Genomic DNA, 21,645 nt, shown 5'->3' with positions numbered 1-21,645 from the left:
CTAAGCATATGAAAACGCTAAAACTAATCGGGCCGCTCAAACAATTGCTTACGCTTGCTGGACTTCCTTTGAAAGGAGCTTTAAACGATCAACAACTTGAGATAATCGAAAATGCAGGAATTCTAATTCTGAATGATAAGATTGTTGAAGTTGGTGATTACAAAACGCTCTTGAGGACACATCGAGATAGGAGAATAAAGAAAATTGAAGTGAAAGGGGCTATGGTAGCTCTTCCCTCTTGGATTGATTGCCATACCCACATTTGTTTCGCAGGAAGCCGGGCAAAGGATTTTGCCATGCGAAATGCCGGGAAATCTTATCTGGAAATCGCAAAAGCTGGTGGTGGAATCTGGGATACCGTACAAGCTACTCGAGCAGCAAGTATAGCCCAACTCAAAAAGCTTACTAATTCCAGAATCGAAAGACATCTGAGATCAGGAGTCACGACTATTGAGATAAAAAGCGGCTACGGATTAATGCCCAGCCAAGAACTGAAGATGCTGAGTGCAATACAAATGCTCAAAACTCCAGCTGATCTGATCCCCACCTGCCTGGCAGCGCATATGAAACCGAAGGATTTTGTAGGCACCAAAGAGGCCTATTTATCCGATATTCAACACAAACTTTTTCCAATGCTCAAAACCCACCACTTGAGTAATCGAGTGGATGCTTTTGTAGAACAAAGCGCGTTTACACCTGAAGAAATCACCCCTTACCTGCTTGGTGCAAAAGCTCAGGGTTTTGACATTACCATTCATGCTGACCAGTTTACCACCGGTGGCTCAGCACTTGCGATAAAACTTGGAGCCAAATCGGCGGATCACCTCGAAGTTTCCGGTGAAGAGGAAATTCAGGCCTTGGCAAAATCAGATGTAGTGTCTGTGGCTTTACCGGGAGCGTCTTTGGGAATTGGATGCGCTTTTACTCCTGCTAGGAAAATCTTAGATGCTGGTGGTGCACTTGCCATTGCCAGCGATTGGAATCCAGGCTCCGCTCCAATGGGCAATTTGATTGCCCAAGCATCCGTGCTGGCCGCCTTCGAAAAACTCAGTACCGCAGAGGTATTCGCTGGACTTACCTTCCGAGCTGCAGCAGCTTTGGGTCTTTCTGATCGCGGGATTTTAGCTCCTGGAATGCTTGCAGACTTCAACTTGTATGCAATTGAGGGTTATCAGGAAATCCTTTATCACCAAGGACAACTTGCTCCCGCTCAGGTATGGAAAAAAGGAAAATTGGTCAAATTTAAAGATGCTTAAATCATTGACTATGGATTTTAAAAATCAAATTTCCCAAGGCATTCCCACTTCCCTTCCTGCTCCAAAAGAGCGAGACCCATCTTTAAGCCATGCTCCAAAGCGAAAAGATCTATTATCGAATACCGAAAAACAATTAGCCTTGAGCAATGCACTTCGGTACTTCCCCAAAGAATGGCATCGAACATTAGCATCAGAATTTTTGAAGGAATTACAGGATTTTGGGAGAATCTACATGTATCGGTTTCAGCCTGAATATGCGATGCATGCCAGAGCGATTCAAGATTACCCAGCAAAATCAACTCAGGCGGCAGCGATCATGCTGATGATCCAAAACAATCTTGATCCTGCGGTTGCCCAGCATCCGCAAGAATTAATTACCTATGGTGGAAATGGAGCCGTATTTCAAAACTGGGCACAATACCTGATTACTATGAAGTATCTGTCAGAGATGACGGATACTCAGACTTTGCATCTTTATTCAGGCCATCCGATGGGGCTGTTCCCATCTTCTCCAGCGGCACCAAGAGTGGTGGTCACTAACGGCATGATGATTCCAAATTATTCCAAGCCTGATGATTGGGAGAAATTCAATGCATTGGGAGTGACTCAATATGGTCAAATGACTGCAGGCTCCTTTATGTATATCGGACCTCAAGGGATCGTTCATGGTACCACAATCACCGTGATGAATGCTTTCCGGAAAAAGTTGAAAAAAGGAGAAAGTCCAAATGGAAAAATTTTCTTGACCGCAGGCCTTGGTGGTATGAGTGGAGCACAACCCAAAGCTGGTAATATTGCCGGCTGCATCACCATCTGCGCAGAAGTAAACTCTACTGCTGCTAAGAAGCGATATGCTCAAGGCTGGGTGGATGAGCTGATTGATAACTTGGATGAGTTGGTAGCTCGGACTCGAGTTGCAAAAGCAAATCAGGAAATAGTTTCACTCGCCTTTATTGGCAATATCGTCGAGGTTTGGGAGCGATTTGATCTAGAAAATATCTTCATCGAACTAGGATCAGATCAAACTTCACTTCATAATCCATGGGCAGGCGGATATTACCCCGTTGGACTCTCATTTGAGGAATCAAATGACCTTATGGCTTCTAATCCAGCTCTTTTCAAAGAAAAAGTTCAGGAAAGCCTAAGAAGACAAGTTGCTTCGATTAATAATCACGTGGCAAAAGGGACCTACTTTTTTGATTACGGAAATGCTTTTTTACTGGAAGCTTCCCGAGCCGGAGCAAATGTGATGGCAGTAAATGGCATTGATTTCAGATATCCTTCCTACGTGCAGGACATCTTAGGACCGATGTGTTTTGATTATGGTTTTGGGCCATTTCGCTGGGTTTGCACTTCTGGAAAAGCTGAGGACCTCCGGAAATCAGATCAATTGGCAGCAAAAGTTCTGAAAGAAATCATGAAGGATGCGCCTGAGTCCATCCAGCAGCAATTGCAGGACAACATCACATGGATTGAAGAAGCCGAGCAAAATAAGTTAGTGGTGGGTTCACAGGCTAGAATCCTGTATGCAGATGCAGAAGGTCGAACAAAGATCGCAGAGGCTTTTAACCAAGCCATCAAATCTGGTGCAATCTCGGCACCCATCGTCTTAGGCAGAGATCATCATGACGTAAGCGGAACTGACTCGCCTTACCGAGAAACCAGCAACATCTACGATGGTAGTAAATTTACCGCGGACATGGCGATCCAAAATGTAATCGGTGACAGCTTCCGAGGCGCCACCTGGGTCTCCATTCATAATGGCGGGGGAGTTGGCTGGGGAGAAGTAATCAACGGAGGATTCGGGATGGTCTTGGATGGCTCAGTAGAAGCTTCTGAAAAGTTAAAAAATATGCTTTTCTACGATGTGAACAATGGAATTGCGAGGAGAGCTTGGGCAAGGAATTCAGGTTCTCTGGAAGCAATTCAGCGAGAAATGGACCGAACACCGGAATTGAAAGTCATGATTCCAAATTTGGTTGACGAGGAATTATTAAAAAACCTTATTTAATTCCCAAATGATACCACTTCACGAAAATCCTACTCCCTCATTATGGACAGGTCGCTCAGCCGAAACCATCGAATATTGGCATCAGGCAATAATTACGGTAAATGAATTGGCTTTTAATGAAGACTTGAATCAACGAAAAGTTGGGATTTTGGGCTATGCCGGAGACGAAGGTGTGCGAAGAAATGGAGGAAGAATCGGAGCCGCTTCAGCACCCGATGCTATCCGAAAGGTGATGGGAAGTACAGCCTTTCATCTGAAACCGGGGACACTTCTCTTTGATTACGGGACAATCAAAACTGAGCAAAACGATATGGAGGCAAGTCATGCACTTATTTCCAAAAGTGTAAAAAAACTCCTTCAGACGAAACATTTTCCGATACTTTTTGGAGGAGGACATGATTTGGCTTATGCCCATGCAAGCGGAATTTTTGAGTATTTAAAGCAAAAGGATGAAAAATTAGGGATCATCAATTTAGATGCTCATTTCGATCTAAGACCGATGCAGAATCAGCGGGGACATTCAGGATCGCCATTTTTTCAGCTTTCGCAGGAACATGCTCATCAATTTAATTATCTCTGCCTAGGCATTCAGCGTGCAGCAAATCCACAATCACTTTTCAAAACTGCCGACCAAACAAATACAAAGTGGATGGCGATGGAAGATTTCCGAATGAACAATTGGGAAGTGATCCAAGAAAAAATTCTCTGGTTTTTGGACTCCGTGAATAAGGTCTATTTGAGTATCGATATGGATGGATTCTCATCGGCTTTTGCTCCTGGAGTATCCGCTCCTTCGCCTATAGGTTTCAATCCAGATATTGCTTTCAAAGTATTTGAATTAATCTCTTCCAGTAAAAAACTCATCTCTTTGGATGTGGTGGAGTTGAATCCAACATTCGATCAGGATCAGGCCACGGCCAGGCTAGCAGCAAGATGCACTGAATATATCTTAAGAAAGGTCTTTGGGTAATTAAATCCCTAAGCCTCGGTTTGTGTCTCCACAAACCTAAACCCCTCAGAAACCTGCTCTTCGGGATTACAAATCCCGAAGCAAGATCAAAGGATTTGAAACCCTGGAAACAGCAGCTTCAATCTTCGGGAAAGAAATAGAAACCTTCGAGGAGATTTCTCGGTCGTACCTCCCTCGAAATGACACCTCAAAATTTTAGAGCATCCCAAAGTATCTCCACAGGATGCATGGCTTTTCTCCCTGTCCCATCCGCAATCTGATGACGGCAAGAAGTCCCGGGTGCAGCAATCAATGTTGTCGATTCAGCATTTCTTACAGCAGGAAACAACACCAACTCTCCGATTTGCTGCGAAACTTCAAAATGCTCCACCTCATAGCCAAAACTTCCGGCCATGCCACAGCACCCACTAGGGATGGTTTCAACGGAATAATTTTCCGGTAAGGAAAGGATCTTTTGTGTCCAATTCATGGAAGAAAGGGCCTTCTGATGACAATGTCCGTGAAGCTTGATTTTCTTGGCTTCTTGAGTAAACGAACTTGCTTTGATGTTCCCAGAAGCTAACTCTTGCCCCAAAAACTCATCAATCAACTTCACATGGAATTTTAATTTCTTTGCCTCGGGTACCAATTCAGAACTTACGATTTTAGGATACTCATCCCGGAAACTCAAAATCGCCGAAGGCTCCAAACCAATCAAAGGAGTATTTCCATCAATCAATTCGCCAAAGATGCGCACATTCCCCTCTGCATGCTTTTTAGCTTTGAGCAAAAGTCCTTTGGAAAGGGCCGACCGACCACTCTCTTCATGCTCGACGATTTTTACTTCGTAGCCCAGCTTTTTCAAAAGTGAAATCGCTTTGATTCCAATTGCAGTATCGTTGTGATTGGTAAATTCATCGATAAAGAAATAGACCGATTTTATGATTTTATCAGCTCCCGGAATTTTAGCATAATTTTTTTTGTACCAAGTGCGAAGACTGACTTTGCTGATTTCAGGAAGATTCCGCTCTGGTGCCACACCAAGGATTGCCTTCAAAATACCTCCGGTTAGCCCATTTTTGAGGAAGAAATTAGCAATACTTGGAACTTTCGAACCCAATTCATTCAACTCATTGATATAGGCAAAAGCTTTGGAGCGCAACGGCACCCCATGCGTTTTCTGGTATTGATGGAGAAATTCCGCCTTCATGCTAGCCATATCCACATTGGATGGGCACTCCGAAGTACAACCTTTACAACTCAGGCAGAGATCAAGCGCTTCCTTGATCTCCGGGTGATCAAAGGCGTTTTCTTTTTTATCTAAAGTCAAAAATTCCCGTAGCGTATTCGCACGACCTCGAGTGGTATCTTTTTCATTTCGAGTGGCCATGTAGCTTGGGCACATGGTTCCTCCGGATTCAGGCAGTTTTCGGCAATCCCCTGTTCCATTGCATTTCTCCGCCAAGCGAAGGATTCCTCCAGCAGCAGAAAAATCTAAAACAGTTTCATGTTCGGGAGTCTTCATTTCTGGCTCGTAGCGCAAAAACTGATTCATTGGCGCTGCATCCACGATTTTGCCCGGATTGAAGATGTTTTCAGGATCCCAAGTAGACTTGATCCTACGGAAAAGTTCATAGTTCTTCTCTCCCACCATCATGGGAATAAAGGCCGCGCGAACTCGCCCGTCTCCATGTTCTCCAGAGAGCGAACCCTGATATTTCTTCACCAACTCAGCAGAGGCTTTGGAGATTTGATAAAAATCTTCTACATCCTTGGATTTTTTCAAATCTAAGATCGGTCTCAAATGGATTTCTCCTGCACCAGCGTGTGCATAATGCACCGGCTTTTGATTAAAGCCATCCATCATCGCATCTACTTCATCTATGTAATCAGCCAGGTCTGCAATATCTACTGCGGTATCCTCAATACAGGCAACCGCTTTTGGATCCCCGGGAATATTTCCCAATAATCCCAAACCTGCTGCACGAAGTGACCAAGCTGAAGAAACCATGGCAGGCTCAATGATGGGATAGGCATAGCCATAGCCTCCAGACTTCAAATCGGCAATCAAGGCTTCCCCTTTCGCCATGGCTTCTTCGAGTGTTTTTCCCCGAAACTCAATCATCAACAAGGCTTCAGGATCACCTTCGACAAAGTATCGGTTTTTAGAATACTCTATGCTTTCCTTGGTGCAATCCAAGATGATCTTATCCATAAGTTCCACTGCAGTAGCAGGGTGTTTCATGGCCACCTGAGCAGACTTCATACTTTGGTGGATACTTGAAAAGTGAGCCGCCACTACAATCTCAACCGGCTCCGGAAGTGGATCCAAGCTGATTTTGATTTCAGTAGTAAAGGCAAGAGTTCCTTCTGAGCCAGCCAAAAGCTTACAAAAATTGAATTTTTCTTTCCCTTCAAAAAGCTCTGATTTCAACAATTCATCTACTGCATAGCCTGTATTTCGACGGTGAATAGATTTTTTGGGAAATTGAGAATGAATCTCAGCTCTGGCAGCGGGATCATTCAATTCATCAAAAAGATGTCTATACACTTTCCCTTCCAAAGTCTTTAAGGCACACTTTCTATCAAAATCATCTTGAGAAATATCACCGAAAACCACTTCGTTTCCATCACTCAAAATCGTTTTCAAGGAAATCACCTTATCACGGGTCACGCCATAAACGATCGAAGTCGTCCCAGAAGAGTTATTCCCTACCATTCCCCCAATCATCGCGCGATTGGCCGTGGAAGTGATCGGACTGAAAAACAATCCATGTGGTTTTAGAAAGCGATTGAGTTCGTCTCGAACTACTCCCGGCTGTACCCGCACCCAGCGTTCTTCTTTATTGAATTCCAGAATTTTCGTGAAATGCTTGGACACATCAACCACAATCCCATTGCCCACACATTGTCCGGCAAGGGAGGTTCCAGCTGTTCGGGGAATCAGTGAAGTGCCATTTTCAGTCGCAAAGTGAATCAATTTCTGGATATCTGAGGCAGTTTTGGGAAAAGCTACCGCCAAAGGCATCTCTCGATAGACGGAAGCATCAGTGGCATAGAGCGTTTTTGTTATCGAATCAAATTGCAATTCGCCTTCCAACTGAGTAGTAAGTTCTTGAAGTAAAGGCAATAGGTCAGGCTGTTTTGAAGGCATAGTCAAAAATAAACCATGCTATTGGAATTAAAGAAAATAAGAAGAAAAGAATTTGAGAATATTAATCCTCAAGGTTTGAAATATCGAAGCTTGATCAGAAGATTTGTATTCTTTAGGGAACGAAGGGAAAGCTTAGAAATCAGGTACTACATATTAAAGAACCAAGGTTCTGGATTGCTACCGATTCCCATAGGGGCCTGAACAGCAAGGATTTGAAAATTGATCATTTCCCTCCTTTCTTTGCGATGCATATTCACCCAAACCATGTTCTTCTACCTATCACAATTTCTAAGTTTTTTAGCCATGCCGCTGACAATCATCTGTATTTTGATTGTGATTGGGGCGATTTATTTCAAGAAAAAATGGGGGAAACGAAGTCTCTGGACTGGAATAATCCTACTCTGGTTTTTTTCCAACCCCTTTATTGCCAATCAAGCGATGTTGGCCTGGGAACCGGAGTTCAAAGATTTTGATGAAATCGAAAATCATGAAATCGGCATCGTCCTCACCGGAGTCACCAATCTCAGCAAGACAGCCACTGATCGTACCTTCTTCAATAAAGGTGCAGACCGCATCACCCATGCACTCCAACTATATCGCCAAGGTAAAATCAAAAAAATCCTGATCACCGGAGGTCAAGGTCTGAATCCCGTGAATCCTCAGTCCGAAGCCGAAGTATTGCAGCGATTCCTCCTGATGACCGGTATGCCTGAGGCTGATATTTTGATCGAAGATCAAGCCAAGAATACTGCAGAAAATGCCCGTTTCACAAAAGCTTTTTTAGAGGAAAAGGGGATTTCAACTAATCAGGAATTTATCCTAATCACATCCGCCTTTCACATGTATCGAGCTAAAGGCTGCTTCGACAAAGTCGGCTTTAAAACTGAAACTTTCCCTACCGACTACTATAGCAACGATACCAAATACGATCTTCCCACGCTCCTTTATCCTGATCCCTACTCGATTTTTATGTGGCATAAACTGGTAAAGGAATGGATTGGAATTACTGTCTATAAGCTTGTTGGATATATTTAAATCTGGTTTGTAGTTTTCAAGTGATTTTAAAAATCAAACCAAAATGTTCATCTTAATTCCATTCTGAAGCACTGGCTCCACTCCCACTTCCTCCGCAAATTCGACCCATCTACCAACAGCTGACCTCACTTGAGCAATCTTTTCTTCTGGCTTTTTGATATTCATCTGCCGGGCCACTTCGAGGAAATCAGCCTCTCCGATATTCTCCCGCTTTCCATTGACCATCAGCGACTGGGAACTCACCCAGATACTTCCCGGTCTATAGGCATAGCAGATATCATAGGCAGGAGAAAGTGACCATTTGCCATCTTGATCCATGAGAAAAGCAAAGTTCTTCGTATGATCATCGCAGTTTCTCGCCAAGACATTAAACACCATTCGGACAAAAAGCTCCTCTGCTTCCGGATAGGGAAGTCGCAGCATTCGCATCGTCTCAAACACCTGCTCATAACTGTAAAACCCTACCTGATTAAAATCGAAATGTCGGATCCCACATAGACTCTGCATATGGATTTTTTGTCCATTATCCATTCGGTCAAAGCGCTTGGTCATAAAGTGAGCCCTTCCATTTTCTTCCAATAGCCGACATTCACTCATCCGAATTCCAGCAGCTTTTGCCATCAGATAATAGGCCATTTCTACTCGGCCATACCCCATTGTAGCACCAAACTGCGAATCATGAATCCCGTCAAATTTGATAATCCAATAGGAAAACCCCTTGGGAGCCTTTACCTGACCACTTTTCACCTCACCTGTTTTGGGATTGAAAGCAATCACCGCTTTGGCTCGAGCTCCACCAGCGGAAGTCCCGATCTTCAAAATATCCGATAAGGCTGATTGCTCCTCTCCTGTCAAATTAGCCTGAAAGCCTTCCCTCGAATTAAGAATCTTGTTGGCAATGCCCACCAAACTATCGATCTCCAATGTACTTGCTTTGGCTGTTTCCTCCCGCAAAGTAGGCCTGATTTCCAAAGCTCCCACACCCCGCTTCCCGATAAAACAAAGTTGCTCCACCGGATTCAAACTGTCAGCAGGTCGTCCATTCTGAACCAGCCATGCATTGATTAATTGATTTCCGTATTTATCCGGAAGCATATCTGCCAGCAGTCCCGGTAAACCTTTGAATGTGTCAAATGCCGCTCCTCTAGTTGATCGTAATTCAGGAAATGAATAAATCTGATTCCCTCCACCCAAAGGCATCTTGATGGGAGAAATATCCAATCCAGAGCGCAGAAATTTTTGGTCGAACTCAAAACTCCCCAGTTGCTTACTTTCATCCCAAAGAATCGCACCACACAACTGATCCCAAATCCAGATCTCAGCGGCAACTACCATTCGGAAGGAGGATTATCGGCAGCAATGTCTGAATTACGGATACGCTGACGCTCATGCTTTTTTTGGAGCTTAATGTACTCGATGGGACTGATGGTCTTTTGAACCTCAAACTCAGCTAGCCAAGCTAACTGATCCAATACCCGAAGCACCTGAATCAAAGTAATCAAATTGACCTTTTCACCACGCTCCAGCAAACTCAGTGTAGATCGACTAATACCCGCAGCGGTGGATAATTGCTCTTGTGACTTTTGCTGATTCATGCGATGATGCTTTACAAAAGCGCCAATTTGTTGCAAAATCGCGATATCCGATAATTGATTGTAATCCATGACTTAAAAATCATTCATTAAGTCCAAATATAGTACTTAATGAATGAAATATCATACTAAAAATCAATATTTATTTTGAGTGATAATTCATTCATTATCGTATAAAAATGTGTTTAATGAATGACTTATCGTTCATTAATTGCAAATAAATTATTCCAATCACTACCTCAATCCCCTCAGGGTCCAAAAAAGACCCCAACGGCAACTTCAGAATTTTAGCTTTCTCACTTTAGCCTTCTGACTTCAAAAACTCCTCGCGGCTCCACTTCCATTCCCAATTCCAACCCTTGGCTTCCAGCAAAATCGGATGATAAGCCATAGCTGCTTTTGCCGAAGGAGAATTAAAAAAACGTTGATCGTCCGTTAAAACAGCAATAGGATATTCAGAACCAGTTTTCAACAAATCCATCACCGCAGAAGGCACCTGCTTACTGTAGCATGAATCAGATTTTACCAGTTGATTTTTGAGACTCCAATCCATCTCATAACCTTTAGAATCTATTTCAATTACTTCAAAATATGGATTCTTAGCTTGTTTTCTCACATATTCTAAAAACTCACGAAGTAATATCAATCCAGGATTTTTGAGTTGACCGGGACGGAAATCTTCCGGCTCGATGCTGCTAATCACATGCATGACTTTTCGGGCTCGGGTGATTGCCACATTCAATCGATTTTCAGCACCTGACTTTCCCAACAACCCAAAATTTGTCACAAGTTTCCCTTCTCGATTGGGCGCATAGCCCAATGACAAAATCACTCGGTCGAATTCATCGCCTTGGACATTTTCGATGTTCCGAACTTTAATCTCCGCCTGCTGAATTCCTGTTTTCCAAAGCCGCTCCCGAATCAATTCCATCTGAAAGTAATTTCCCGTCACGATCCCAATTGAATCATCAGGAAAAAGAGATTGAATCTCCATCACCTTTTCCACCACCGCATTTGCTTCCGACTTATTCATTTGATTTTCCCAAATCCCCTCTATTTTTTCCCAAGTAAAAGAAGATTTCCCCGCCATCATCGTTTTCAAATCAGGCAAAGCAGCCAACTTCCCTCCGTAAAAGTTTCGGTTCGAAAAATCAATCAAACCAGGGTGCGCGGAGCGGTAATGCCCTGAAAGCAACGTTTTTTCAAAGAAATTTCCTGTCAACTCCAAAAGCGATTCGGATTCAAATTCCAGCCCTTCTTCTTCCGATTCCCACTTGACTTGATAAAAATCCGATGGCTTTAATTGTTGCGAATCCCCAGCCACTACCACTTGCTTTCCCCGAAGCATCGCTGGCAATCCCCGCTCCACAGGACACTGAGAAGCCTCATCAAAAATAACCAGATCAAAATTCTGCCTCATAGGAAACAAGGCAGAAACCGTCTCCGGACTGGCGAGCCAGCAAGGAATCAACCGAAAAATCTCAGATTCAAATTCCTCAACCAATTTCCGAACAGGCCATTTTTGACGTTTTTTACTTACCTGATGGAGCAGATCTCGATAAGTCAGTCGATTTCCAAGTCGATTGAATTCCAGTGATTCAGTCATCTGCTCGCGGAGGCGAAGCAGCGTCATGAATTTTGAAATTTTCCGCTTTTCTAGAATCGCATCTTTCAACTCCCCCATTTCTTGCTGCATCTTCAAGCTGCCAGCTTCCGCCAAGACCGGAACCCTTCGCTCTAACTCCCCTATCCAAGTCAAATTCCATGCATTCCAAAATAGCATGCTTGGATCAGGAGAATCAGGAAGACCTGAAAAAGATCTGATTTTCTCGGCAAGTTTCAATTTATCCAAAGTCCATTTTTCCAAAAATCGATCAAAAGCTACCAACTCTGAAAAAGTCTGTAAAAGATTGGAATCGAAAACTTTTGTTTGTTCAAAAAGAAGCTGAGAAATCTGATTAGAGCTCAAATAAATCTTCCAGCGAGTAAGCTTTCTTTCAAATCCTTCACAATACCGAACTAAACTCCCCAATTCAAAAATTAAATGTCCAGGGTTTTCGATTTGAGTTTCTCCCTCAAAAAGCGAATTCAGGTACGGGATATCTACCCAATTCCCAGCCCAAAATTTTGCTTCCTTGATTTCTTGATCAATACTAGCTAATCGGGATAAAGACAAATCCAATCCTGTAATAATTGGAAGCTGGCGCATCTCAGATTCCAATTCTTGGATTTGATTAAATGTAGTTTGAGCCGATTCAATATCCTGAGAATTCCATTTACAATCTCCCAAAACCAACCAGGAAAGTAACCGTGGAAATCGCTTCTTTTGGAAGTTAAGCGTCAGTTTACCCCACCAAGATTCCTGAAGCATGGAAATCTCATTCAGTTCAGATTCCAGTTGATCAATATTTTCCGGAATTGGCAAGTCCAAACTTTGGAGTTTTGAAACCGCATTTTGAATCCAATCCAGAACCAACTCAATATGCTTCCTTTTTTTTGAGAAACGTACTAATCCAAGGGCTAAACGAGGATTCAAAATCTTTTCAAAATCTGATTTCAAATGTTCAATACCTTGAGTAGTCAATTCCCCTTGAACGATTTCTTTAGATATTTTTTGAATCAATTCATCATTCGATCTTTTGCCTTGTTTCGATTGAAAGCCTTCCAACTCCTCTAAAACTTCTTGAATTTTTGAAAATTGATCTGTTTCGATATGGGCAAAGGAATTTCGATTTTCCCAAAAAGTCCCTTTAAATCGATTCTGATAACTTAAAAATCTGATCAACTCCTTTTCAAATCCCTTGGCTTGCTCCTGGTTTAAACCCAAAAGCGTGGACTTGGAATCCAAGTCAAGACCTTTATTTTCACCAGCATTAAGATACATCGCTTTGATCGGGATTCCCACTGACTTGGATTCAAAAAGTGCCTCCCGAAAATTTTCGAATTTTTCAGAAAGCCGCGTAATTGTCTTAGAATGGACGGAAATCTCTCGTTCCAAGTGCATAGAATCCAGGCCACGGTTTTCCTCCAGGTAATTTTCTATCGCGCCTATCTGATCTTTCAGCTTCTTGAAAAGGAGTTTTTGATCAGCTCGAAAATCATGAACTAGCCCCAAAAACTCCCCAAATCCTGCTTTTGCCATTCGCTCAAAAACGACGTCCAAAGCAGCACGCTTTTGGGAAACAACCAGGACTTTTTTGCCCCGAGCGATGTAATCCGAAACCAAATTTGCGATCAACTGTGATTTACCAGTCCCCGGAGGCCCTTCGACAACCAAGCTTTTGCCTTGACGGACTTTTACCAATACATTTTCTTGGGAAGCATCCAGCGGAAAAACTGGAAAGAGCTGATCCTCTCTTGGGATGGAAACTTTTTCTTTTGATTGAAAATGGGCCTCAAACAAGTTCTCTAAGGATTCCGGAGCATTTCCACTTAATAATTCTTCATAATCGCTGAAAATAAAATTACCCTTTTGGGTAAATTGACCTAGGAGGCCATAGGTCTTTAGTGTCAACTTACCCTCCTGAAAAGTCCCTCGATCTACCGAAATCTGCGAATTTGGAAAAGCCGGAATCCGATCTTCAAAAAGCTTTGAACTCAATTGAATTGCAAAATAAGATTCCAATAACTTCACTAATGCCGTCCGGAATTCTACAGGATCGCTGGGCAATTCATCGAGAGCTGCGTCAAGTCCATCCGAATCAATTTTAGCACCTTGTCCATGAGCATAGGCCAGCAAAAATGCAGTATTCCACTTCCAAGAATCCTGAGGATGAAGCAGCCAATTTCCATCCACTTTTTCCAATCGGCAAGGCATCAGAATGAGAGGGGCACGAAGCATTTGACCATTCATGAGCTTACCTTCAACAAATGGCCAAGCCAAAAAAAGACTTTGATCACCAGTCTCCTCTTGGGTCAATTGATCTCTAAAAGCAATTTTTGAAAGGGATTTTGAAAGTTGATTGACGTCTCCCAATCGAGGATCAACTTCAGGAATCAGTGGTATTTTTTTCTTGCCAAGAATCGCTTTTCTTAAAATCTCAAAAGCAGATTCTCCATTCAAAAAATCTAATTCCTGCAAATCGACAACCCCATTTCCCGTTGTTTTTGGAAGGTAAAGCGATTTGTTCCTAGAAGAAAGGTCTGTAAGTTTATTGAGATAATGCTGAAAAATAGATCCGGCCATTTATTTCAAAGGCGAATCAGGTTCTTTAGCCATCTCTTTATAAACGAGACCATCCATGATAGATGGAATCCATTTGTTTAGAAAAACAGCAAGTTTTCCTTGTGTAGTTAGGACCAAATCCCGCTTTCTTTTCAAGGTTGCTAATAAAATCGCCTCGGCTACTTCCTCTGAGCTCATCATTTTAGATTCATCACGAGGAGATTCTCCTTGGGATTTTCCTTCTGCAGTTAGTGCTCCATTTCTAATATTCGAAGCAGTGAAGCCGGGACTGGCCACCAAAATATGTACACCTTGGTTCATTACTTCTGTACGCAAGGACTCAAAGAAACCATTCATGGCATATTTGCTGGCTGTATAGGCAGTACGGGCTGGCGTCCCTCGATAGCCATTGATGGAAGAAATCCCAATAATCGAACCTTTGCTTTTCAAGATTTCCGGCAGGCAATATTTAGTTGCGTAGACCGTCCCATAAAAATTGGTATCCATTACCTGCTTAAACACCTTCAAGTCCAACTCTTGAAAAAGCGCACGCATCGAAATCCCTGCATTATTGATCAGGATATCTATTCGTCCAAATCTGGCTAAGGTGAGTTCAGGGATCTTTTGGTTATCCGATTCAGAATCTGCATTTGCCAAAATGGCAAGTACTTCAATATTATCAGCAGCCAGCTTTTTACGACTGATCTCCAGTTTATCAGAATTTCTGCCAGTGATTACGATTTTAGCTCCTGCCCTCCCAAAAACTTGAGCGCAAGCTTCGCCAATACCTGAAGTAGCTCCTGTGATGATGACAACTTTATCTTTTAAATCCTGCTTTTTCATTGAGAGTTCAAAGATAAGGAAATGATAAAAAACTGAAGATTAAAATATGTTTGAACAAATCTCAAAAAACGATTATGGCATTTTTCCCTATTTTTGCGGCCATGTCGCGAAAAATGAAAAATAAGCTCATCACCAATCTTCGAATTGAAAAGATTGCATCAGAGGGGAAATGCTTGGGTTACCATGATGAAAAGGTGGTTTTTGTCACCGGAGTAGCTCCGGGAGATGTAGTAGATGTACGAATCACAAAAGGCAAAAGCTCCTTTATGGAGGGCGAGCCTGTGAAATTTCACGAATACTCTGCCGAACGTATCGAACCTTTTTGCGCACATTTTGGAACTTGCGGTGGATGTAAATGGCAACATATCAATTATGACCTTCAGAAAAACTACAAGCGACAGCAGGTATTGGATCAGTTTCAGCGAATTGCCAAAGTGCCTATTCCAGAAGTAATGCCAACACTCGGTTCAGAAAAAACCAAGTACTATCGTAATAAACTCGACTTCACTTTTTCTAATAAGAAATGGCTAACCATTGACCAAATCAGGTCTGGAGAGGAATTCGATCGAAATGCACTTGGCTTTCATATACCTAAAATGTTTGATAAAATCATTGATATCGAGCATTGCTATCTGCAAGGGAATATTTCTAATGAAGTTAGAAATAAACTGAGAGCATTTGCCCTTGAAAACCAGATTACTTTTTACGATATCCGAAGTCAAGTTGGCTTGTTGCGAAACCTCATCATCCGGACTACCAGCACGGGTGAAAGTATGGTGATTGTTCAGTTTGGAGAAAATGACCCAGAGTCAATCAAGGTTATAATGGAGTTTTTGAATCAGAAATTCCCTGAAATCACTTCATTAATTTATGTTATCAATCTAAAGGGGAATGAGACGTTTCATGATTTGGAGTTGGTGACCTTTGCTGGAAAAGACTTCATCGAAGAAGAAATGGAGGGTTTGAAATTCAGAATCAGCCCAAAATCTTTCTACCAAACCAATTCAGAACAAGCTTACGAATTATACAAAGTAGCTCGTGAATTCGCCGATTTAAAAGGAGACGAAGTGGTCTATGACTTGTATACCGGAACTGGGACGATTGCAAATTTTGTGGCTAAAAAAGCAAAACAAGTCATCGGAATCGAATATGTGGAAGCGGCAATTGAAGACGCCAAACTAAATTCGAAATTGAATGGAATAGAGAACACCTTGTTTTATGCAGGGGATATGAAGGATATACTCAATGAAGAGTTTATCGCAAACCATGCTAAGCCAGATCTCATTATTACAGATCCACCGCGTGCAGGAATGGATGAGAAAGTTGTCGAGATGCTACTTCGTCTCGAAGCCCCAAGGATTGTTTATGTTTCCTGTAATCCTGCAACTCAAGCAAGGGACGTGGCTTTATTGGCTGAGAAGTACGATGTAGTAAAAATCCAACCGGTCGATATGTTTCCGCAGACTTACCATGTGGAAAATGTGATTCTTTTGAGTAGAAAAGCTCATTAAAATCTTCATCAGAGAAATGGTCAGGGCTTATTTAAACTTAAGTTTTTGAAAAAACGCTCATCACTTTTCTTTAAATAAAAAATAAAGTCTGCTTATCAATACACTTTCTGACTTATTCCTTCCAGAGAAGAATTGTGCTATTTTGTCTGATGTATCCAAGATATCACGTTTAAGTTTATCAGTAAAAAGAGCTTCGTTTTCATTAAAGAAGTCACAAAAAACAGTGTAAGCTTCCTCTGATTTTGGCTTTTCATTAAACAATCTTTTTAAAGTTGAAAAAATAATATCCTTGCCATTTAGATGATCAAAATCAATGCTCCAATACTGTTCTACAAGATCCTTTATTCTCTTCTTTTCTTCAACTTCTATCCGCTTATCAACTACTGTTACTGCATAGTAAAGATGAGCTAAACAGAAATAAAATTCATCTTTTTTAAGAATTTTCTCCATTAGAAAACATTTGATTTTCAAAAGTATAAACCCAGCGACGAACTTATTTTCACGTAGCTATTCACATTTTAAATTTTCATTTAGTATTTAGAATCAAAAATGGGACTTTAGCCAGGTTTGTTCTTTTTTCAATACTATTTGACTGGAAAATATGATCCAAGCTATTCTTTCTTTTATTAACAAGAGTCAGTAAATCTATCTCATTTTCTCCTATAAATTCGTTTAGACCTTCATCCAAATCCTTGTTAAGCTTCAATAAGAACCGATGATTCAGTCCATGAAAATATCTGTCTAATTTTTTCGCCTCTGCTGTTTCACTCGGATTAAATGATGGGATTTCACTCATGTGCACAACATGGATATGTGAATTAAATGCAGTTGCAATATTTAGCAGTATTTCAAAAGCATTCTTAGAGGCGGTTTCTTTATAGTCACCAGCCAACCCAATATTTTTGAAATGTCTCTTTGTATCTGCTCCTTCAGGAACAGCTAAAACAGGACACTTGACATTTTTGGTAATCGAAAAGGTATTAATTCCTATTAAAATCCCTTTTAATCTATTTGAAGCTTTCGTTCCCATTACAATTAGATCAATAGTCTGCCTGTTGGTCATGGAAATAATTCCCTCTTGAGCAATAGCATGAAGAACTACAAAAGTATGCTCCACTTCATGAAGTAAATTCATTGATTTTTTCAAAAGTTCAAATTCATCATACGCATTTTTTTCTGCTTTTTTAATCAGATCCTCTGAATCCGTAGAAGTACTAGAATTAGGCAATGTCCCTTGAGTCTGAAGTGCATGCATAATAAAAATTCTAGCATTAATCTTTTGGGCCAGCATAGCCGCAAGCTCTAACCCCTTTAAGGAAGGTTTTTCAAAATCTATTGGTACTAGGATTGTTTTAGTTGTCATATGTTAATAATTAAACCGGCATATAATTATTTGTGATGAAAGTATGAATGCATTTTAATTTGATATTCTACCACATTGTGATTATCCAATGCTCCGTTGATTTTAAGTAGATGACATGCTAGAGACGATAATTTCCAATCTTGATAGATCTGATGATTTTGATCTCTAAAAATGATCCTCATGTGATTTTTTACTGGAATTTTCGCACTATTCAAAATTGTGAAAGCCTTTTGAAGGGCTTCTTGAAAATCCAAAAAACTAGTAAACCCAAACTCCAAAAAGATATCTGAGGCGTAATAATTAAGGGCCGCTTCATTTTCAATATTATCAAACATGTCTTCTCGTTTGAAAATATTTTCCAGACCATAAACAATCAATGAGTTCTGCATTTAGATTAGGTTTCGACCAATTTAAGTAGAATCTAATTCGTCAGAAATGAGGCCCCTCATCTTCCTAAATGACAATCATCACCTTCATTTAATTATTAGATAGAGAAATTGAGTTTAATAAAGCAAAAGTTTCATCGGAATCACTTCCATTTGTACTGAAAGTTTATTGCTTACCGGAGCTCTTTTGTAATTGAATCTTGATTTAAAAAATCAAACCACGAATTCAACCAGCTATTCTTCCAAATCTAATTCTAAGTTATTCTCACCCATACAACTAATGAGTTTTTATTATTGGATTACAAAATCTTTAATTTTAACTTTTAATTTTCTTCTTGAAAATTAAGAATCCTCTTAAATCGTTCTACTTTAATTAGAGTCAATAGACATGTGGGAACACTTTGACCTTTGGAAATTTTTAGCTGGCCTTGGGCTATTCCTATTTGGAATGTCTCAGTTGGAGAATGGCGTCAAAGAATTAGCCGGGCGAGGGTTCAAAGTATTTCTTAAAAAACACACGAAGAACAAGCTAAAAGCCATTCTGGGAGGAACTTTGATCACTGCGCTCTTACAAAGTAGCTCTGTGGTTTCATTAATGCTTCTGGCATTTGTGGGCGCTGGGGTGATTAGTATGAAAAGCGCTTTGGGCATCATTCTAGGTTCCAACCTTGGAACTACCTTCACCGGTTGGCTCGTGGCTACACTTGGTTTTAAGTTAAATATTGAGGGTTTCGTCATGCCATTTATCGCCATTGGTGGCTTGTTGGTAGTACTTTTTCCAAAACGCCAGCAACTATTCAATATTGGCCTATTGACCTTAGGTCTGGCTTTCCTGTTTCTAGGGCTTTCATTTATGAAAGACAGCATTACTTACTTATCTGAGAACTTTGATCTAAGTCTTTTTGAGGATTATGGATCTTTTGTATTCCTTTTAGTAGGATTTTTCTTTACGGCTCTCGTTCAATCCAGCTCAGCAACAATGGTGATCACCTTGAGTGCATTGAATGTTGGTATTATCGATTTTAATGCAGCTGCTGCTTTGGTCATTGGTGCTAATTTAGGAACCACAATCACTGTATTATTGGGAGCGCTCCAAGGTACAGTTTCCAAAAAAAGGGTTGCACTTGGCCATTTCTTATTTAATCTTGTCACAAGCGTAGTTTCATTTTTATTGATACATCCTATAATCTTATTTATTACAGACATATTAAATATTAAGGATCAACTCATAGGCTTAGCAATATTTCACAGTGCATTCAACCTTTTAGGGATTATTTTATTCTACCCCTTCCTTGGCCGATTTGCGGATTTTCTAAATAACAGATTCACAAGTTCAAACGACAGAGTGGGATTATTTATACATGAAACAACTGTGGAAGTCCCGGAAACAGCACTTGAAGCACTTAACAATGAAACCAACCACCTTCTTTCAAAAGTTTTAAAATTATGGAGAACTGCTTTTCTCCAAAATAACGATGAACTAATTCCCCGTAGAAATGGGCGGTTTTTCGGGCCGAGAGAAAACTTCTTTGACGATTATTACGAAATAAAAAAGCTTCATGGTGAAATGATTAATTTCTATGGAGACCTCCAAAAACAGTCATTGACTGAGGATGAATCTTCAAGACTTTCGAAAATAATCACTGCCACAGGAAATGCTTTATATGCAGCAAAGGATATTAAGGACATTGAATTAGATCTTTCCAACTTTCGTAAATCCGGTAAAAAAACCATAAACTCTCTTTACGAATTCTTTAATGATTCTAATCGTGTAATGACTACCCGATTTAAACAAATGCTTGACTCTGAATCTAACGAAACATTTTTTGAAGAACTAAGCAAACTCATGATAGACATTCAAAAAAACCATGATAAATTATTGGAAATGGTTTATGATCATTCAAACCGACAGCATTTAGAGGAAGAAGAAATAGCCACGGTCTTAAATGTCAACAGAGAGCTATATTCTTCCAATAAAGCAATCATTTTTGCACTAAAAGATTATAAGCTCAGTCCGGCGCAAGCAGCTCAATTTGAAAATTTACCTCCATTTAGATAGGATTGCCGCGGTTTAGTATTTTTTCCCAATCAGGAGTGGCTTTTTTAAAAGCAATGAATTCCAAAATATTTTCCAGGTTTATCATTCCTATTATTTCTCCATTCTCTGAAACGGGCACCAAGTTATTTTTATCCAATGCTTTATCAGCAATAAGATCTTTTAGAAGAGTATGAGATGGAACCGAATTGGAAATTGGATTCATGATTTTATATAGTGGTGTTTTAAGATCATTTGTTTTAAGTGAATCAATTAAAATCTCTCTCGACACTGTACCAATCACCTTCCTTTGTGAAGAAACTATTCCAAAGCTAGTGGATTGACCATCTAAGATTTCTTTTGAGGCATCCGAAATCGTTACGTTTTCGTCCAACAAGACCACCTTGCGCATAACCAATTCTCCAGCCGTATGCCCTTCTAATAAAGCCGAGATATTGACGACTGAAGATTCATTCGAAGCAGAAAAAATAATAAACAAGCCAATCAAGACTAGGAAAGGATTAAAAAATATACCTAGAAGTATAAATCCAATTGCAAAAACTGTCCCGACGGCAGAGGCAATTTCAGTAGCCTTAATCTTAGATATAAATAAAGAAAGAAGGGCCCGGAAAACTCTGCCTCCATCCATAGGAAAGGCTGGGACTAAATTGAAAATGCCTAGGAGCAGATTTACCTCAAACAGTAGGAAAAGAAAATTGGCCCTATTCAATTCAGTAAGGTCTAAAGACGGGAAATTCGACAAGCTAAAGGGTGAAATCATATATAAAAGAATTGCGATCACCAAGTTTACCAATGGACCAGATATGCTTATCAAAAACTCTTCTTTGGGACTGTCTGGTAATTTCTCGAAACGAGATATTCCCCCAATTGGTAAAATTATTATATCCTTTGTTTTATATCCCAGCTTTTGACCTGTGATCACATGACCAAATTCATGCAAAATAATGCACAAGAATACCGAAAGAATAAAAAGAATATGCCATCCAATAGCTGAAGCTTGCTGCCCCAATGAGATGCCTAAAAATAAAATATAGATTATTAGAATAAAAAAGGTCCAATGCACAAAAACCTTAACCTTAGCGTATTTACCTAAATATATAGAACCTTTCATTTTTTTTTAATAAGTAATAAAAAGAGTTAAAAATAAAGTCACTTGAAATGATACAAGTCATTAATTAAAGTGATTTAAATAATAGTAATAAAAATTTAATATGTATATCCGCAAAGATGCCAGTAGCCAAATAAGTTAGAAGTGACAGCCAGTGACAATCGCTTTCTTGCGATCTTAACGGGTACTAAATTAGGTCAAAATAAACGGTTTTGA

Annotated in this window: 15 protein-coding genes; 6 read left to right on the top strand and 9 right to left on the bottom strand. The window is 40.5% G+C overall.

Annotation, left to right across the window (positions count from 1 at the left end; all coding sequences use genetic code 11):
- Positions 1–8 precede the first annotated feature (8 nt).
- From hutI to hutG, 3 genes are read left to right on the top strand one after another with little or no spacing between them, the layout of a single operon-like run.
- A complete protein-coding gene (hutI, locus tag P8O16_RS17495; RefSeq protein ID WP_300316777.1) occupies positions 9–1,256 on the top strand; it encodes an imidazolonepropionase in 1,248 nt (415 codons plus the stop codon).
- A gap of 10 nt (positions 1,257–1,266) precedes the next feature.
- The gene (locus P8O16_RS17490; RefSeq protein ID WP_300316776.1) at positions 1,267–3,267 is read left to right on the top strand and encodes a urocanate hydratase; all 2,001 of its coding nucleotides are present in this window, start codon (positions 1,267–1,269) and stop codon (positions 3,265–3,267) included.
- Between the two features lie 7 nt (positions 3,268–3,274).
- Positions 3,275–4,237 carry a formimidoylglutamase gene (gene hutG, locus P8O16_RS17485; RefSeq protein ID WP_300316774.1) on the top strand — a complete coding sequence of 321 codons (963 nt, stop codon included), beginning with the start codon at positions 3,275–3,277 and terminating at the stop codon, positions 4,235–4,237.
- Positions 4,238–4,424: 187 nt separating this feature from the next.
- Here the strand turns inward: hutG and P8O16_RS17480 are convergent, their stop codons facing one another.
- Complete coding sequence (locus tag P8O16_RS17480) at positions 4,425–7,370, bottom strand: FAD-binding and (Fe-S)-binding domain-containing protein (protein WP_300316772.1); 2,946 nt, start codon at positions 7,368–7,370, stop codon at positions 4,425–4,427.
- 264 nt (positions 7,371–7,634) lie between these two features.
- Between P8O16_RS17480 and P8O16_RS17475 the strand changes: the two genes are divergently transcribed.
- Complete coding sequence (locus P8O16_RS17475) at positions 7,635–8,405, top strand: YdcF family protein (RefSeq protein ID WP_300316770.1); 771 nt, start codon at positions 7,635–7,637, stop codon at positions 8,403–8,405.
- Between the two features lie 33 nt (positions 8,406–8,438).
- Here the strand turns inward: P8O16_RS17475 and P8O16_RS17470 are convergent, their stop codons facing one another.
- The 4 genes from P8O16_RS17470 to P8O16_RS17455 form a co-directional block, all read right to left on the bottom strand.
- Complete coding sequence (locus P8O16_RS17470) at positions 8,439–9,740, bottom strand: type II toxin-antitoxin system HipA family toxin (protein ID WP_300316768.1); 1,302 nt, start codon at positions 9,738–9,740, stop codon at positions 8,439–8,441.
- The gene (locus tag P8O16_RS17465; protein ID WP_300316766.1) at positions 9,734–10,069 is read right to left on the bottom strand and encodes a helix-turn-helix transcriptional regulator; all 336 of its coding nucleotides are present in this window, start codon (positions 10,067–10,069) and stop codon (positions 9,734–9,736) included. The genes P8O16_RS17470 and P8O16_RS17465 overlap by 7 nt, the downstream gene beginning before the upstream one ends.
- Positions 10,070–10,298: 229 nt before the next feature.
- Complete coding sequence (locus tag P8O16_RS17460; RefSeq protein ID WP_300316763.1) at positions 10,299–14,183, bottom strand: AAA domain-containing protein; 3,885 nt, start codon at positions 14,181–14,183, stop codon at positions 10,299–10,301.
- A complete protein-coding gene (locus P8O16_RS17455) occupies positions 14,184–15,005 on the bottom strand; it encodes an SDR family oxidoreductase (RefSeq protein ID WP_300316761.1) in 822 nt (273 codons plus the stop codon). It lies immediately after the preceding gene.
- A gap of 101 nt (positions 15,006–15,106) precedes the next feature.
- Between P8O16_RS17455 and rlmD the strand changes: the two genes are divergently transcribed.
- On the top strand, positions 15,107–16,516 hold the full coding sequence (gene rlmD / locus P8O16_RS17450) for a 23S rRNA (uracil(1939)-C(5))-methyltransferase RlmD (RefSeq protein WP_300316819.1): 1,410 nt from the start codon (positions 15,107–15,109) through the stop codon (positions 16,514–16,516).
- 60 nt (positions 16,517–16,576) lie between these two features.
- Here the strand turns inward: rlmD and P8O16_RS17445 are convergent, their stop codons facing one another.
- The 3 genes from P8O16_RS17445 to P8O16_RS17435 all read right to left on the bottom strand — a co-directional run bounded on the left by P8O16_RS17445 (position 16,577) and on the right by P8O16_RS17435 (position 18,268).
- On the bottom strand, positions 16,577–16,966 hold the full coding sequence (locus P8O16_RS17445; RefSeq protein WP_300316759.1) for a hypothetical protein: 390 nt from the start codon (positions 16,964–16,966) through the stop codon (positions 16,577–16,579).
- Between the two features lie 76 nt (positions 16,967–17,042).
- Positions 17,043–17,879 carry a universal stress protein gene (locus tag P8O16_RS17440; protein ID WP_300316757.1) on the bottom strand — a complete coding sequence of 279 codons (837 nt, stop codon included), beginning with the start codon at positions 17,877–17,879 and terminating at the stop codon, positions 17,043–17,045.
- Positions 17,880–17,905: 26 nt separating this feature from the next.
- Complete coding sequence (locus P8O16_RS17435) at positions 17,906–18,268, bottom strand: hypothetical protein (RefSeq protein WP_300316755.1); 363 nt, start codon at positions 18,266–18,268, stop codon at positions 17,906–17,908.
- A 385-nt stretch (positions 18,269–18,653) separates the two neighbouring features.
- On the opposite strand from P8O16_RS17435, the gene P8O16_RS17430 reads away from it, so the two are divergent.
- On the top strand, positions 18,654–20,324 hold the full coding sequence (locus P8O16_RS17430; protein WP_300316753.1) for a Na/Pi symporter: 1,671 nt from the start codon (positions 18,654–18,656) through the stop codon (positions 20,322–20,324).
- On the opposite strand, the gene P8O16_RS17425 is transcribed toward P8O16_RS17430, so the two are convergent.
- Complete coding sequence (locus tag P8O16_RS17425; RefSeq protein ID WP_300316751.1) at positions 20,317–21,432, bottom strand: site-2 protease family protein; 1,116 nt, start codon at positions 21,430–21,432, stop codon at positions 20,317–20,319. The genes P8O16_RS17430 and P8O16_RS17425 overlap by 8 nt on opposite strands.
- Between the last annotated feature and the right edge of the window lie 213 nt (positions 21,433–21,645).

This window comes from Algoriphagus sp. (genome assembly GCF_029254265.1).
Lineage (GTDB): Bacteria > Bacteroidota > Bacteroidia > Cytophagales > Cyclobacteriaceae > Algoriphagus.
The sequence above is the reverse complement of the archived record's forward strand: the minus strand, read 5'-3'. Positions and strand labels throughout refer to the sequence as shown.

Coding starts and splice junctions, on each gene's coding strand:
- hutI (WP_300316777.1), top strand. CDS start 9: ATGAAAACGCTAAAACTAATCGGGCCGCTCAAACAATTGCTTACGCTT.
- P8O16_RS17490 (WP_300316776.1), top strand. CDS start 1,267: ATGGATTTTAAAAATCAAATTTCCCAAGGCATTCCCACTTCCCTTCCT.
- hutG (WP_300316774.1), top strand. CDS start 3,275: ATGATACCACTTCACGAAAATCCTACTCCCTCATTATGGACAGGTCGC.
- P8O16_RS17480 (WP_300316772.1), bottom strand. CDS start 7,370: ATGCCTTCAAAACAGCCTGACCTATTGCCTTTACTTCAAGAACTTACT.
- P8O16_RS17475 (WP_300316770.1), top strand. CDS start 7,635: ATGTTCTTCTACCTATCACAATTTCTAAGTTTTTTAGCCATGCCGCTG.
- P8O16_RS17470 (WP_300316768.1), bottom strand. CDS start 9,740: ATGGTAGTTGCCGCTGAGATCTGGATTTGGGATCAGTTGTGTGGTGCG.
- P8O16_RS17465 (WP_300316766.1), bottom strand. CDS start 10,069: ATGGATTACAATCAATTATCGGATATCGCGATTTTGCAACAAATTGGC.
- P8O16_RS17460 (WP_300316763.1), bottom strand. CDS start 14,183: ATGGCCGGATCTATTTTTCAGCATTATCTCAATAAACTTACAGACCTT.
- P8O16_RS17455 (WP_300316761.1), bottom strand. CDS start 15,005: ATGAAAAAGCAGGATTTAAAAGATAAAGTTGTCATCATCACAGGAGCT.
- rlmD (WP_300316819.1), top strand. CDS start 15,107: ATGTCGCGAAAAATGAAAAATAAGCTCATCACCAATCTTCGAATTGAA.
- P8O16_RS17445 (WP_300316759.1), bottom strand. CDS start 16,966: ATGGAGAAAATTCTTAAAAAAGATGAATTTTATTTCTGTTTAGCTCAT.
- P8O16_RS17440 (WP_300316757.1), bottom strand. CDS start 17,879: ATGACAACTAAAACAATCCTAGTACCAATAGATTTTGAAAAACCTTCC.
- P8O16_RS17435 (WP_300316755.1), bottom strand. CDS start 18,268: ATGCAGAACTCATTGATTGTTTATGGTCTGGAAAATATTTTCAAACGA.
- P8O16_RS17430 (WP_300316753.1), top strand. CDS start 18,654: ATGTGGGAACACTTTGACCTTTGGAAATTTTTAGCTGGCCTTGGGCTA.
- P8O16_RS17425 (WP_300316751.1), bottom strand. CDS start 21,432: ATGAAAGGTTCTATATATTTAGGTAAATACGCTAAGGTTAAGGTTTTT.